The following is a 13,444-nucleotide window of genomic DNA, read 5'->3' as shown; positions in this document are numbered from 1 at the left end:
GACATGGCGGTGTGCCGATGCTGAGCCATCAAACAACCATGTGCTAGATACTCTAGGGGTTCGTGGTGCCAATGTGAAAGGTTTCCGCAGGAATCTGTCAAGGATTTCCGCAGGAACTCCCCACCGGCCGACGTCGGGCCCGCCCGAATCCGGCTGCCTCAGCTCCGCGTGCGCCGGGTGCGCGCCGACGCCGCCAGTTGGCCCAGCACCGAGGCGGTCACGTCCCAGTCCATGCAGGCGTCCGTAACGCTCTGGCCGTACACCAGCTCGTCCCTTCCGGCGGCATGGTCGGCGACGTCCAGGGACTGCGCCCCGCCGACCAGGAAGCTTTCCAGCATGACGCCGGCGATGGCGGACGCGGAGGCGCCGCCGTCCTCGAGCTGGGCGCCGATCTCGAGCGCAACCTCGGCCTGCCGGTGGTGGTTCTTGCCGCTGTTGGCGTGGGAAGCATCCACGATCAGCCGCGGGTTCAGCTGCCGGGCGGCGAGCCGGGCGGAGGCGTCCCCGACGTCGGCGGCTGAGAAGTTGGGCCCGCCACTGCCGCCCCGAAGGATGATGTGGGTGTCCGGGTTGCCGGCAGTGCTCACGAGGGCGGCGCGCCCCTCGTCGTCGATCCCCAGGAACGCCTGGGCGGCGCCCGCTGCGCTGCAGGCGTCGAGCGCTACCTGCAGGCCGCCGTCCGTGCCGTTCTTGAAGCCGATCGGCATGGACAGTCCGGAGGCGAGCTGGCGGTGGATCTGGCTTTCCGTGGTCCGGGCCCCGATGGCCCCCCAGGCCACGAGATCAGCCATGTACTGGGGGCTGATCGGTTCGAGGAATTCCGTGGCGGTGGGCAGCCCCAGGGCGGTGACCTGGCGGAGGAACTGGCGGGCGGCGCGCAGGCCGGCGGCAATATCGTGGCTGCCGTCGAGCCGCGGGTCGTTGATCAGGCCCTTCCAGCCCACCGTGGTGCGCGGCTTCTCGAAGTACGTGCGCATGACGATCAGCAAGTCTTGGCGGTGGCGTTCGGCCTGGCTGACGAGGCGTCGGGCGTATTCCAGCCCCGCTTTCGGGTCGTGGATGGAGCACGGGCCGACGATCACCAGGAGCCGGTCATCCACGCCGTCCAGGATCGCGCGGACCTCGTCCCGGGCGCGTCCGACGACGTCCGAGCCACGCGCGTCCAGCGGGAACTCCGCGATCATTTCCTGCGGGGTGGGCAGCGCGGTGAATTCGCTAACCCGCAGGTTAGAGGTGGACTGCTGGCTGGCGGGGGCTGCTTCGATGCTCATGGTTCGGGTCCTGTTCCGGGGGTGCGGAGCGGGCCCTGATCAGAACCCGCCGGAGAAATGGCGAAGGGCAGAGAATGATCTCTGCCCTGTTGGCTCTGAAGGTGTGTGGATGCGTGTCAGTTAGACGCGGGCCCCTCCAGAGCCAACGAAAAATACGCATACCAACGGTTTGTCATGCCATCGACCATATCCCCGGCGCAGCCGGGAGGGCAAAGCTGGTCCGTAATATTCCGACGGCGTCCCTTAGAGTGTGGTTGGACCACAGACTGTGACGAGACGCACCGGAGGCAGCAATGACGCAACCCCCAATCACCGGCAACCCCGAGGCCCCGACAACGCCGGAGGACACCGCCACCAGCCATCACACCGACGGGACGCCCTCCGGCGGCGCGGACCATGGCGCAGTGCCGGCCGCCGGCCTGCCTGCCGCCCTCCGGCGCCGGGTGCCGAAATACGCCGACCTCGCGCCGCTGATGCAGTTCAAAAAGCCGGAGTTCGGCCGCGAGGCGAGGTTGGGCCGGGCCAGCACGATCTGGGAACTCCGGGACATGGCCAAGCGGCGCACGCCCAAGGCGCCCTTCGATTACACGGACGGCGCCGCCGAAGCAGAGATCACCCTGCGCCGGGCCCGCGAGGCGTTCCTGGACATCGAGTTCCGCCCCGGCATCCTGCGCGACGTCTCCAGCGTGGACCTCAGCACGGAGATCCTGGGCAAACCCTCCCGGCTGCCCGTCGGCATCGCGCCCACCGGCTTCACCCGGATGATGCAGTCAGAGGGCGAGTACGCCGGATCGCAGGCGGCCGCTGCCGCCGGCATCCCCTACACGCTGTCCACCATGGGCACGGCTTCCATCGAGGATGTGGCCGCCGCCGCTCCGGACGGCCGGAACTGGTTCCAGCTCTACCTCTGGACCGACCGGGACCGGTCGCTGGAGCTGATCGAGCGCGCGGCCCGGGCCGGCAACGACACCCTCATGGTCACAGTGGACACCGCCGTCGCCGGCGCCCGCCTCCGCGATGTCCGCAACGGCATGACCATCCCGCCGGCGCTGACCCTGAAGACCGTGCTGGATGCCTCCTACCGGCCGGCGTGGTGGTTCAACTTCCTCACGCATGAGCCCCTGACCTTCGCCTCGCTCTCGCGCTATACCGGGACCGTGGCGGACCTGATCAACTCCATGTTCGATCCCACCTTGACGTTCGAGGACCTGGACTGGCTGCGCGAGACATGGAAGGGCAAGCTGGTGGTCAAGGGCATCCAGACCGTCGACGACGCCCGCAAGGTGGTCGACCACGGCGCCGACGGCGTGGTGCTCTCCAACCACGGCGGACGCCAGCTGGACCGCGCCCCGATCCCGTTCCACCTGCTCCCGGACGTCTCGGCGGCACTCAAGGCCGACAACAGTGCCGCGGCGGTCATCCTGGACACCGGCATCATGAGCGGCGCGGACATCATCGCGGCACTGGCCCTCGGCGCCGACTTTACGCTGGTCGGCCGCGCCTACCTTTACGGCCTGATGGCCGGCGGGCGGGCGGGCGTGGACCGGGCCATCGCGATCCTGGAAAAGGACATGCTCCGAACCATGGCGCTGCTGGGCGTCAGCAGGATCTCCGAGTTGACCCCGGACCACGTCCGGCTGCTCAAGAGCTAGCCGCTACTTCTTGCGGCCGAACTTCGGCAGGTTGGCGAGCAGGTCCGCGGCCCGGGTAGCCGCGCGCCCCACCGTGCGGCCGATTTGCTGCGGCCGCTTGTCCTCCCCGGCGGTCCCGACCGGCAGCGCGACGGCGGGACTCAGCGCGCTCCCCGCGTGGACCTCAGGGAGCGCCGGAGCAGGCGCCGCGGCGCTCACGCTGGGGGCGAGGCTGTCCGGGGCCGCCGGCTTGCGGGCAGCGGTCGCCGGCTCCGCTGCAGCCGGACGGCCGACGTCGAACGTCTCCAGCCAGCTGGCGACGCCGGCCAGCGGCTTGGGGTTCAGGGCGTAGTAGCGTTTCTGGCCCTGGGCGCGCATGCTGACCAGGTCCGCTTCGCGCAGGACCTTGAGGTGCTTGGAAATGGTGGGCTGGCTAGCCTCGAGCTCCTGGACCAGCTCCCCCACCGCTTTGTCCCCCTCGCGGAGGGATACCAGAATGTCACGCCGGGTTGCCTCAGCAATGACGGCAAATACGTCGTCGGTCACCATGTCCTCCACACTAGCGACATATACGCCAGATGGCATCCACTATTTGCGGGCGTGCCCGCGGCCGCATGCCGGCAACCCGGAATAGCGGCCTAGTCGAACCAGGGATCCAGGCCGTAGAGCGGGAAAACTTCCTTGCGGGTGGCCATGACCGTGCGGTCCACCTCGTCGTTGGGGTCGAACCCGACCTCCCAGGAGCGCCACCAGACGTCGACGTCGTCGCCCATCACCCTGGGCGGTTCGACGCCGTACTTGGCTCCGTACTTTTCCTGCACATAGCGCCGCCAGTCCTCCGGGACGGGGGTCCGCAACGGGACCGGCCGGCCGGCCGCAATCGCGATCAGGTGGCTCCACGAACGCGGGACCACCGTGATGACGTTGTAGCCTCCGCCGCCGGTCGAGATCCAGCGGTTTTCGCAGTATCGGGCCGCGAGGTTGCCGATCGCGGTGGCCGCCTCGCGCTGCCCGTCCACGCTGATGTTCAGGTGCGTCAGCGGATCTAGGCGGTGCGAGTCGCAGCCGTGCTGGCTGACGATGACCTCCGGCTCGAACGCGCCGATGAGCTGCGGGACGACCGCGTGGAAGGCCCGGAGCCAGCCGGCATCCCCGGTTCCGGCCGGCAACGCCACGTTGACGGCACTGCCCTGGGCATTCGGTCCGCCGATTTCATTGGCGAAGCCCGTGCCCGGAAACAGGGTCAGCCCGGTCTCATGCAGGGAGATGGTCAGCACCCGCGGGTCATCCCAGAAGATGCTCTGCGTCCCGTCGCCATGGTGTGCGTCGACGTCGACGTACGCCACCCGCTGCACGCCGCCGTCGAGCAGCCGCTGGATGGCCAGGGCGGCGTCGTTGTAGATGCAGAAGCCGCTGGCCCGCTCTCGGGCCGCGTGGTGCATGCCGCCGCCGAAGTTCACGGCCCGGACGGCGCTGCCGTCCAGGATCGCAGCGGCTGCAAGCAGGGAACCGCCGGCCAGCCGGGCGCTGGCCTCATGCATGCCGGCGAAGGCCGGGTCGTCTTCGGTGCCCAGGCCGCGTTCCAGGTCCGGGGCGTCCGGGTCCGCGGAGACGCGGCGGACGGCGGCAATATATTCCGCGCTGTGCACCGATCCCAGTTCCTCGTCGGTGGCCACCAGGGGCGCGGCAACGGACACGTGCCCCAGGTCCAGCAGCCCGAGGCTGCGGGCCAGCCGCGCGGTGAGTTCCATCCGCTCCGGCGCCATCGGGTGGCTGTGACCGAAGTTGTACGCCGTCATGGCCGAATCCCACACCACCGTCGTCGGCGGGGCGGTCTGGGCGAGTCCGGGCAGGAATGTCATCAATCACAGGCTACCGGAGGGCACCGCCAGTCCCCCGTCGTTGCGCGGAATATAGTGGTTTACTACTGAGGACGCCGTTTCAACCGAGGACAAGCCCCACATGACGCAAAGCCAGTCGAGGTCACCGAGCCCCGCCGGCTGGCACCCCGGCCAGCCGGAGCGCGAGGGACTCTGGATCTTCACACGGTTGCGCGACTTTATCGACAACATCGCCAACACCTCCCCGGCCCGTCTGGCGGTCTCGGCCTTCGCCGTGGTGGTCTTGATCTTCACCGCCCTGCTCTCCCTGCCGGTGTCCTCCGCTGCCGGGCAGGCGACACCCCTGCACCAGGCTCTCTTCACCGCGGTGTCGGCTGTGTGCGTCACCGGATTGACCGTTGTTTCCACCGCGGTGCACTGGTCCTTCTTCGGCCAGCTGGTCATTCTGGTCGGCATTTTCGTTGGCGGCCTCGGTACCCTGACCCTGGCGTCGCTGCTGGCGCTGATGGTCAGCAAGAAGCTCGGCGTCCGCGGCAAACTGATCGCCCAGGAGGCCATGAACGCCGGGCGCCTCGGCGAGGTCGGCACCCTGCTGCGGATCGTCATCGTCACCTCGGTGGTGATCGAGGCGGCGCTGGCCGTGGCGCTGATCCCGCGGTTCCTGGCGCTGGGCGAAAGCTTCGGCCAGTCCGTCTGGCACGGTGTCTTCTATTCCATTTCCGCGTTCAACAACGCCGGGTTCACGCCGCACTCGGACGGCATCGTCCCTTACGAGACGGACCTGTGGATCCTCATCCCGCTGATGATCGGCGTCTTCCTGGGCAGCCTGGGCTTCCCGGTGGTCATGGTGCTGCAGCAGAACGGGCTGAACTGGAAGAAGTGGAACCTGCACACCAAGCTGACCATCCAGGTCTCCCTGATCCTGCTGGCCGCCGGCACCGTGCTGTGGGGGCTGATGGAGTGGGAGAACATGCGCACCATAGGCGGCATGAGCCTCGGTGACAAGGTCACCCACGCGCTCTTCGCCTCCGTGATGACGCGCTCCGGGGGTTTCAACCTGGTGGACCAGAACCAGATGGACTCCACCACCATGCTGCTGACCGACGCGCTCATGTTCGCCGGTGGAGGCTCGGCGTCGACGGCCGGCGGCATCAAGGTCACCACCATCGCGGTGATGTTCCTGGCGATCATCGCCGAGGCCCGCGGCGACGCGGATGTGAAAGTCTACGGCCGCACCATCCCGGAGGGCACCATGCGGGTGGCCATCTCGGTCATCGTCGCCGGCGCCACCCTCGTGGCAGTCTCGGCCCTGCTGCTGCTGCAGATCAGCGGCGCGTCCCTTGACCGGGTGCTGTTTGAAACGATTTCCGCCTTTGCCACGGTGGGCCTGAGCACCAATCTCAGTGCCGAACTGCCCCCGGCGGGCGTCTACGTCCTCACCGTCCTGATGTTCGCCGGCCGCGTCGGCACCGTCACCCTCGCCGCTGGACTGGCCCTGCGCCAGCGCAGCCAGTTGTACCACTACCCGGAAGAGAGACCGATCATTGGCTAGTTCCTCAGGCGCCGTCAACCGCCCCGCCCACAACGCGCCCGTGCTGGTGATCGGGCTGGGCCGCTTCGGCGCATCCACCGCAGAGCAGTTGGTCAAGCAGGGCCGCGAGGTGCTGGCGATCGAACGCGACCGGAGCCTCGTGCAGAAGTGGGCCAGCGTGCTGACCCACGTCGTCGAGGCCGACGCGACCAATATCGACGCCCTGCGCCAGCTCGGCGCCCAGGAGTTCAGCTCCGCCGTCGTGGGCGTCGGCACCTCGATCGAGTCCTCGGTGCTGATTACGGTCAACCTCGTCGACCTCGGCATCGAACACCTCTGGGTCAAGGCAATCACGCCGTCGCACGGCAAGATCCTGACCCGGATCGGCGCCAACCACGTGATCTATCCGGAGGCCGACGCCGGTGTCCGGGCCGCGCACCTGGTTTCCGGCCGCATGCTGGACTTCATCGAATTCGACGACGACTTCGCGATCGTCAAGATGTACCCGCCGCGGGAAACCGTGGGCTTCACCCTCGATGAGTCCAAGGTGCGCTCCAAGTACGGCGTGACGATCGTGGGCGTGAAATCCCCGGGCGAGGACTTCACCTACGCCCGGCCCGAGACGAAGGTGTCCGCGCGGGACATGCTGATCGTTTCCGGCCACGTGGACCTGCTGGAACGGTTCGCCGCGAGGCCTTAGTTCCGGCGGCGGCCGGGACTAGGCGCCGCCACGGCCCGAGCCCGTGGCGTCCGGGGCCGGGCTGGGGGCCAGGTTCCTCGTGGCCGGCCCCTGGATGACGGTGCCGTCCGTGGCGAACCGGGAGCCGTGGCAGGGGCAGTCCCACGTCACGTCCGTCGGATTGAACTCGACGGTGCAGCCAAGGTGCGTGCAAACTGCCGAGACCACTTGGACCTCCCCCGCGGGGCTGACGTACACGGCAGTCTTGGCGCCCCTGACGTCCACCACCGTCCCTTCGCCCGGAGCGATGCCAGCCGGCACAGCGCCCACGGCCGGTTCCCCTTCGGCCGTCGGCTCCTCCGGCGGGAGCGGCATCTCGCGCCGCGAACTGCCGCTGCGGTTGCTGTCGAACACTGCGGCCCACGGGTTGGCGGTGCCGCACAGGGTGTCGCGGAGGATCAAGGCAGCGGCGGTGCCGTTGGTGAGGCCCCATTTCCGCAGCCCCGTGATCACGTGGACATGCCGGGACTCCGGACCCATGAGGCCCACGTAGGGCAGCCCGTCGTCAGGCATGGCGTCCTGGGTGGACCAGCGGAAGGCAATCTCCCCGGCGCCCAGGCGGTCGCGGGCAAAGGCGGCGAGCCGTCCGTACCGCTCGGCGGAATCAACGCTCTCGGTGGCCGGATGCCCTTCACCGCCGGCCAGGACGTAGCTGGCACCGTCGACGTCGACGGTCAGGATGGAGCGCATCGGCTCGTCCACGCTGACAAAGGTTGCGTCCAGCGGAGGAGCCGCGCTCCGGCCGGCGACGATGTAGGAGCGGTGCGCGTAGCATCGCCGGGCGAACAGGCCGTTGTCCCCGAACGGCAGGTTGGTGGCCACAATGATGTCCCGGGCCCGGACCGATCCCCGCTCCGCGTCCACCACGGCCGGGGAGCCGTCCCGGAAACCCGTGGCGGGCGACTCCTCGAAGACGAAGCTGCCGTCCCCGTGCACGGCGCGGGCCAGGCCCTGCACGTATCTTAGGGCATGGAGCTGGGCCTGGCCGTCGAAACGCACCGCGCCCCGGACGGCGAAGGGCAGCGGCACGTCCGTGGTGAAGGACGCCGGCAGCCCCAGCCGGTCGGCCAGCGCCGCTTCCTCCCGGACCAGCGCCAGAGCCCGCCCGGATTCGGCGTAGGTGTAGTTGGCCACCCGCCGGAAGCCGCACTCGATTCTCTCCGCGGCCACGACGCCGGCAACGTGTTCAATTGCCGCTTCGTTGGCCTGCCCGTAGACGCCGGCAGCGTGGACGCCGTGACGGGCCGCGAGCTCGGAGTAGGCCAGCCGGTGCAGGGAGGTGACCTTGCCCGTGGTGTTTCCGGTGACGCCGGTGCCAACCTGTGCGGCCTCCAGCACGGCGACCGTCAGGCCGGCCCGTTTCAGGGCCAGCGCGGCGGTCAGTCCAGCGATGCCGCCGCCAAGCACGGCAACGTCCACGTCCACGTCCGAATCCAGGGGAGCGTAAGTGTCGGCGCCGCCGGTTGCAGCCCAGAGCGAAAGAAGGCGTCCTGCCGGCTGTTCAGTCACGGTCCCGACCTCCACGCACCCTATGTTCCCTTTGACGCCTTCGCGGCGGCCTTGGCTGCCTGCTTGCTGGCCCGCACCTTGGTCAGCGACTCCGGGTCCACAATGTCGGCGACGGACAGGAAGGCGTCCTGCTGGCCGTAGTGGCCGGCGGCCTCGCGCCAGCCCGCAGCCTGGAGCCCGCACTGCTTTCCCAGCAGCGCCAGGAAGATCTTTGCCTTCTGTTCGCCGAATCCCGGCAACGCCTTGAGCCGGCGCAGCACCTCCGGCCCGTCCGGGTCACCCTGCGTCCAGATGGCCGTCGCGTCGTCGTTCCAGTCGCGGTGCACCGTCTCCGCGAGGGCCTGGACCCGGCCGGCCATGGATCCGGGGAACCGGTGGACGGCCGGGCGTTCCTTGAAGAGCTCGACGAATGCCTGCGGATCGTGTTCGGCGATGGCGGCCGGATCCAGGGAACCGAGGCGCGTCCGGATCTTCTCGGGGCCGGCAAAGGCCGACTCCATGGTCACCTGCTGGTCGAGCAGCATGCCGGTGAGCAGCGCAAACGCGTCATCGCTGAGTAGTTTGTCCGCCGCAGGGTCCCCTGTGATGTGCAGTTCCATGGGTCCTATCCTGCCACCGGGTGCCGTCCGCGTCATGGCCTGCGCCTGCGGCGCCGCTAGCCGAGCTGCTTGGTGATCTCCGCGGCCCGCTCGGCGGCGGCACGGGCGCCGTCGGCGATGATCGCCGGGAGGCCCCGCTCGTCAAAGGTGAAGATGGCCCGCTCCGTGGTGCCGTTCGGGCTGGTCACGGCCTTGCGCAGCGCGGCCGGGTCGGCCCCGGGCTCGGCGAGCATGAGCCCTGCACCGGCCACCGTTTCGCGTGCCAGCAGCAGCGAGAGCTCGGCGTCCAGGCCCAGTTCCACCCCGGCTGCCGCCATCGCCTCGGCCAGGTAGAACGCGTAGGCCGGGCCGGAGCCGCTGATCGCGGACAGCGCGTCGACCTGCTCTTCGGGAATCTCGACGACGGTGCCGACGGCCGCGAAGATGTCCTTCGCCTGCTGGAGCTGCGCCGCCGAGCAGTGCTTCCCGGCCGAGACCGACACGACACCGCGGCCCAGCCGGGCGGGCGTGTTCGGCATGGCGCGGATTACCGGCTGTCCGGCCGGCAGTGCCGCTTCCAGCTGCTCGAGCGACACTGCCGCCGCGACGCTGACGACGATGGTGTCAGGCGAGAGCGAGCCGCTGATCTCGCGGGCCAGGTCCGCGATGCCCACGGGCTTGACGCCCAGGACGACGACGGCGGCGCCAGTGGCGGCCTGCGCATTGTTTTCCGGTTCTTCTTCGCTGGCGATGGCCGTGATGCCGTGGTGCCGCTCGGCGAGCTCGGCGGCCCGTTCGGCCCGGCGGACCGTGGCGACGACGTCGGCGGGGTCCGTCCCGCCCGCGATCATGCCGCCCATGATTGCCTCGTTCATTGACCCACAGCCCAGGAATGCGATTCGGTTGCTCATGTCCCCCATCATTGCAGTCCGCCCCGATTCACAGCCAGCTCACATCCTCAGCGCAGCTTGCTCCCAAACTCCGCGAATAACGTGGGTACCACCTCATTGAGGGTGCGAGTGATGATAGGCAGTCATGCGGATGTCTGCCCGGCACCGGGGGTCTGCAGCGGGTTTCCCCCATTTTCCCGCAGCAGGCCCCCGGTGCATTCTCTTTTAAGGATCTGTTTGTGACGCCCAGGGACGGCTGATAGTTAATGCTGGATAGGCCGCACTTCGATGGGAAGGGTGGTGGCCCGGGCCATTTTTCCGGCCCAGCCGAGCGCCGCGTCGAGGTCCGGCGCTTCAATGACGGTGAAGCCACCGAGATGCTCCTTCGCTTCGGCGAAAGGTCCGTCCGTCATGAGCGTCTCCGTGCCCCGCTGCCGCACGACCGTGGCGGTGTCGGTGGGGTGGAGCCCCGCCGCGAACACCCAGGCGCCGGCAGCTTTCATCTCGCGGTTCAGGGCCTCGAGGTCCGCCATGATGGGCGCCAGGACTTCCGGCGCCGGAGCCGGGCCGACGGGCTGGAAAACGCTGAGCAGATACTGTGCCATGGTGCTGTCCTCCTTGATTGACGGGCCGGTTCCTTACCGGCCTCCACCAACTAGACGAATGGCCCGCGTCCGGTTCGACATTGGGCGACGGCGGGCCGTGCCTAGGCCGCGTCCGGCCCCTCGGCGCTCGGCGACTGCGGCTCGGCCGGTTCGTCGGCCAGGGCGACGTGCGGCGCGGGCTCTAGCGGGCCCTCGGAGACCAGCTGGTCCAAGCGGCGAAGGATCAGGCCCTCCCGCAAGGCCCAGGGACAAATCTCCAGGCTGGGAAACTCAAACATTTCTAGGGCCGCCTCGGCCACGAGCGCGCCGGCCAGCAGCTGGGGGGCACGGGCTTCGGAGACGCCGGGAAGGTTCAACCGGTCCTCCACCTCCATGGCGGAGATCCGCTGGGCCCAGAGTCCCAGGTCCGTGGCGTGCAGCTCCCGCTTGACGTAGGGCCCGGCACCGCTGGGCGCGGCCCCGGCGATGCGGGCCAGCGAACGGAACGTCTTGGAGGTGCCGGCCACGTGGTTGGCCTTCCCAAGCTTGGCGACGTCCCGGACCGCCGGCTTCAGGGTGGTTCGGATGTAGCGGCGAAGCTCCTTGACACTTTTCGCCGACGGCGGGTCCTCTTGCAGCCAGTCCTGGGTAAGCCTGCTCGCCCCGAGCGGGACCGACATGGCAAGTTCGGGGAGTTCGTCCTCCCCGTAGGCCATCTCAAAGGAACCTCCGCCGATGTCCAGGTTCAGCATGGGTCCGGCGCCCCAGCCGTACCAGCGGCGGACAGCGAAGAACGTCATCGAGGCTTCTTCGCTGCCGGTCAGTTCCCGGAGCGTAACGGTGGTTTCGTCCTTGACGCGGGCCAGCACCGCGGGTCCGTTGGAGGCCTCCCGGATCGCGGAGGTACAGAACGCCAGCAGGTCCTCGGCCTTGTGCTTCGCCGCGAACTCCCACGCCTCAAGCACGAACTCGATCAGTTCGTGCTGGCCGGCGTCGTTGATATTGCCGTCCGTGTCGAGGAACTGCACCAGGGAGAGCGGGCGCTTGTGCGAGGCGAACGGGACCGGGCGCGCGCCGGGGTGGGCATCCACCAAGAGGAGGTGGACGGTGTTTGAACCGATGTCGAGGACGCCAAGACGCATAGGGCCATTATTGTCCCCGGAGTGGCCGTGCCCTAACCGGGCGCCCTGCCCGGGCGGTTAACGCGGCTAGGCCTTGCCGTTGCCCTGGTCCGCGCCCGGCTCCTCGTCGGACGGCTTGAAGTCGCGGCGGATGTTGGCCACACCCTCCGGATCGATTTCGAAACCGTAGACGGCACCGGGGTTGATAACCATGCCCAGCTCGTCGCCAAGGTTGCCGATGATCGCCGCGCCCTGGGTGCCGAGCACGTTCGGCGCCGCGGCGAGGTACTGCTCGGTGACGCGGCTCGGGTGCGAGAAGACGGCCAGCACAGGCTTGCCGGCGGAGTTCGCCAGCACCAGCGGCTCGACCTGGGAATCGGGGCCCTCGATCGTGTCGGTGCTGACGATGTACACCTCGTTGTTGAGGAACGCCAGGATGACGTCCACCGGGTTGGCGTCCGGCTGCTCCCCCCGGGCAAGCTGCTCTTCGAGCTCGTTCAACGGCTGGTTGTCCAGGTGTGCGGGCTGTTCAGTCATGTTCCTACTCGATCACGTTGCGCCGTGCACCGCAATTCCTCCCCGCCCGGGCGGCCGGTTCGCGGGTTCCGTCCACGTTCGCGGTTTGGACACCACGAGCCCGGATCAAAGCCGCGAGCAGGCGGCAATCTCAGCGCCCAAGCACCCGAAGCAGCCTCGTCTTCAACTCCTGCTCGCGGAACAGATCCCGCCATTCGACCCGAATGAACTTCCAGCCCAGTTCCATCAGGGCCTTCTCGCGGCGCCGCTCTGCAAAAATGGCCTCGGCGGTGGGGGCGTAGTTGAAATATTTGCCGCGACCGTCAAATTCCAACGCCACCCGCCGCTCCGGCCACGCGCAATCCAGCCTGCATATCCCCAGCCGCGTCCGGATCTCGAACTGGAGCTGCGGAGCGGGAAACCTTAGCCGCCTGACCAGGTCGCGGAGAAGGGTTTCACCCGGCGACTCGGACAGCGGATCCGCATTGGAAACAACCTTCTTCAGGGTCGCGACGCCCGGTGCCCCGCGGAGCAGGGCGCACTCCAGTTCCACCGCCTCCCGGCCGGCACCGAGCCGCAGGGCATGGTCCATCAGTATCAGTCCCTGCGCATAGTTCAGGACGAGGCAGCTGTCCGCGGCCGTTCGGGCCAGCGACGTAACGCGATGCCCTGCCACGTGCACGACGTCGGCGGGACCCAGCGCACGGGTATGCGCCCTGACATCGCTCGCGTGGCCGCCGGACGAAGGAAGAAACGGCACCGTGAGGTGGATGGTGTCGTCTACTTTCCAGAGAAAGAGGCCGTGAAGCCGGGCTGCCGAGGTGTGGCTGAACACGTAGGCGCCCGTTGAGCTCGTCAGGCAGCGGTGGGCGTAGGCCTCGATCCGGCAGCGCGAGGCACCATTCGCATCGAGTGCTGTCCAGAAGGAGCGGCGGACGTAGCACCCCCGGCGCAGTTTGACGAGGGTGCCGTCGGCAGCCAACTGCAGGATCTGCCGTGCGGACAGGCCTCGGTCCAGCAGTTCCTCGGTGCGCCACAGATTAGCGGCTTCGGGAAGCTTTGTGGTCAGGGCTGCTGCCGAAGGTACCGGGCCGGGCGTCAACGGCCGGGCTGGCTCTGCGGCCCACACAGCGGCGAGGGGATCCTCACGCTGGGCTGCAGGGTATTCCATGGCGCCAGCCTGCCGCCGCTGCCACGTGTCCGAAAGTCCGCGAACCACCTATGTGCACAACG

At 68.5% G+C, this 13,444-nt stretch carries 13 protein-coding genes; 3 read left to right on the top strand and 10 right to left on the bottom strand.

Annotated features, from left to right (window positions below):
- Positions 1 to 158: 158 nt before the first annotated feature.
- Positions 159 to 1,271, bottom strand: a complete 1,113-nt coding sequence (locus ACZ5Z0_RS12175; protein ID WP_464108660.1) for a 3-deoxy-7-phosphoheptulonate synthase — start codon at positions 1,269 to 1,271, stop codon at positions 159 to 161.
- A gap of 293 nt (positions 1,272 to 1,564) precedes the next feature.
- On the opposite strand from ACZ5Z0_RS12175, the gene ACZ5Z0_RS12170 reads away from it, so the two are divergent.
- Positions 1,565 to 2,923 (top strand): alpha-hydroxy acid oxidase, encoded by a 1,359-nt coding sequence (locus tag ACZ5Z0_RS12170; RefSeq protein ID WP_464108659.1) that lies wholly within the window; start codon positions 1,565 to 1,567, stop codon positions 2,921 to 2,923.
- A gap of 3 nt (positions 2,924 to 2,926) precedes the next feature.
- Here the strand turns inward: ACZ5Z0_RS12170 and ACZ5Z0_RS12165 are convergent, their stop codons facing one another.
- Together ACZ5Z0_RS12165 and ACZ5Z0_RS12160 are read right to left on the bottom strand one after the other, a co-directional pair.
- Positions 2,927 to 3,451 carry an ArsR/SmtB family transcription factor gene (locus tag ACZ5Z0_RS12165; protein ID WP_464108658.1) on the bottom strand — a complete coding sequence of 175 codons (525 nt, stop codon included), beginning with the start codon at positions 3,449 to 3,451 and terminating at the stop codon, positions 2,927 to 2,929.
- Between the two features lie 89 nt (positions 3,452 to 3,540).
- Positions 3,541 to 4,764, bottom strand: coding sequence for an acetoin utilization protein AcuC (locus ACZ5Z0_RS12160; protein ID WP_464108657.1), 1,224 nt, complete (start codon positions 4,762 to 4,764; stop codon positions 3,541 to 3,543).
- A 100-nt stretch (positions 4,765 to 4,864) separates the two neighbouring features.
- On the opposite strand from ACZ5Z0_RS12160, the gene ACZ5Z0_RS12155 reads away from it, so the two are divergent.
- Positions 4,865 to 6,295, top strand: a complete 1,431-nt coding sequence (locus tag ACZ5Z0_RS12155) for a TrkH family potassium uptake protein (protein WP_464108656.1) — start codon at positions 4,865 to 4,867, stop codon at positions 6,293 to 6,295.
- A 40-nt stretch (positions 6,296 to 6,335) separates the two neighbouring features.
- Complete coding sequence (locus ACZ5Z0_RS12150) at positions 6,336 to 6,974, top strand: potassium channel family protein (protein WP_186372291.1); 639 nt, start codon at positions 6,336 to 6,338, stop codon at positions 6,972 to 6,974.
- Positions 6,975 to 6,992: 18 nt separating this feature from the next.
- On the opposite strand, the gene ACZ5Z0_RS12145 is transcribed toward ACZ5Z0_RS12150, so the two are convergent.
- The 7 genes from ACZ5Z0_RS12145 to ACZ5Z0_RS12115 form a co-directional block, all read right to left on the bottom strand.
- Complete coding sequence (locus ACZ5Z0_RS12145) at positions 6,993 to 8,522, bottom strand: FAD-dependent oxidoreductase (protein WP_464108655.1); 1,530 nt, start codon at positions 8,520 to 8,522, stop codon at positions 6,993 to 6,995.
- Between the two features lie 20 nt (positions 8,523 to 8,542).
- Positions 8,543 to 9,121 carry an HhH-GPD-type base excision DNA repair protein gene (locus tag ACZ5Z0_RS12140; protein ID WP_464108654.1) on the bottom strand — a complete coding sequence of 193 codons (579 nt, stop codon included), beginning with the start codon at positions 9,119 to 9,121 and terminating at the stop codon, positions 8,543 to 8,545.
- A 56-nt stretch (positions 9,122 to 9,177) separates the two neighbouring features.
- Positions 9,178 to 10,011, bottom strand: coding sequence for a pyrroline-5-carboxylate reductase (gene proC / locus ACZ5Z0_RS12135; protein WP_464108653.1), 834 nt, complete (start codon positions 10,009 to 10,011; stop codon positions 9,178 to 9,180).
- Between the two features lie 242 nt (positions 10,012 to 10,253).
- On the bottom strand, positions 10,254 to 10,595 hold the full coding sequence (locus ACZ5Z0_RS12130) for a YciI family protein (protein WP_464108652.1): 342 nt from the start codon (positions 10,593 to 10,595) through the stop codon (positions 10,254 to 10,256).
- Positions 10,596 to 10,696: 101 nt separating this feature from the next.
- Complete coding sequence (locus tag ACZ5Z0_RS12125) at positions 10,697 to 11,716, bottom strand: Ppx/GppA phosphatase family protein (RefSeq protein WP_464108651.1); 1,020 nt, start codon at positions 11,714 to 11,716, stop codon at positions 10,697 to 10,699.
- Positions 11,717 to 11,782: 66 nt separating this feature from the next.
- A complete protein-coding gene (locus ACZ5Z0_RS12120; protein ID WP_464108650.1) occupies positions 11,783 to 12,232 on the bottom strand; it encodes an SseB family protein in 450 nt (149 codons plus the stop codon).
- A gap of 130 nt (positions 12,233 to 12,362) precedes the next feature.
- Positions 12,363 to 13,382, bottom strand: coding sequence for a type IV toxin-antitoxin system AbiEi family antitoxin domain-containing protein (locus tag ACZ5Z0_RS12115; protein WP_464108649.1), 1,020 nt, complete (start codon positions 13,380 to 13,382; stop codon positions 12,363 to 12,365).
- Positions 13,383 to 13,444: the final 62 nt, after the last annotated feature.

Source organism: Arthrobacter sp. T2-23 (genome assembly GCF_055398325.1).
Note: the sequence above shows the minus strand (reverse complement) of the source record. Positions and strands in the feature narration are given on the sequence as shown.

Excerpts from the sequence above, each read along its gene's own strand:
- ACZ5Z0_RS12175 (WP_464108660.1), bottom strand. The coding sequence starts at position 1,271 with ATGAGCATCGAAGCAGCCCCCGCCAGCCAGCAGTCCACCTCTAACCTG.
- ACZ5Z0_RS12170 (WP_464108659.1), top strand. The coding sequence starts at position 1,565 with ATGACGCAACCCCCAATCACCGGCAACCCCGAGGCCCCGACAACGCCG.
- ACZ5Z0_RS12165 (WP_464108658.1), bottom strand. The coding sequence starts at position 3,451 with ATGGTGACCGACGACGTATTTGCCGTCATTGCTGAGGCAACCCGGCGT.
- ACZ5Z0_RS12160 (WP_464108657.1), bottom strand. The coding sequence starts at position 4,764 with ATGACATTCCTGCCCGGACTCGCCCAGACCGCCCCGCCGACGACGGTG.
- ACZ5Z0_RS12155 (WP_464108656.1), top strand. The coding sequence starts at position 4,865 with ATGACGCAAAGCCAGTCGAGGTCACCGAGCCCCGCCGGCTGGCACCCC.
- ACZ5Z0_RS12140 (WP_464108654.1), bottom strand. The coding sequence starts at position 9,121 with ATGGAACTGCACATCACAGGGGACCCTGCGGCGGACAAACTACTCAGC.
- proC (WP_464108653.1), bottom strand. The coding sequence starts at position 10,011 with ATGAGCAACCGAATCGCATTCCTGGGCTGTGGGTCAATGAACGAGGCA.
- ACZ5Z0_RS12130 (WP_464108652.1), bottom strand. The coding sequence starts at position 10,595 with ATGGCACAGTATCTGCTCAGCGTTTTCCAGCCCGTCGGCCCGGCTCCG.
- ACZ5Z0_RS12125 (WP_464108651.1), bottom strand. The coding sequence starts at position 11,716 with ATGCGTCTTGGCGTCCTCGACATCGGTTCAAACACCGTCCACCTCCTC.
- ACZ5Z0_RS12120 (WP_464108650.1), bottom strand. The coding sequence starts at position 12,232 with ATGACTGAACAGCCCGCACACCTGGACAACCAGCCGTTGAACGAGCTC.
- ACZ5Z0_RS12115 (WP_464108649.1), bottom strand. The coding sequence starts at position 13,382 with ATGGAATACCCTGCAGCCCAGCGTGAGGATCCCCTCGCCGCTGTGTGG.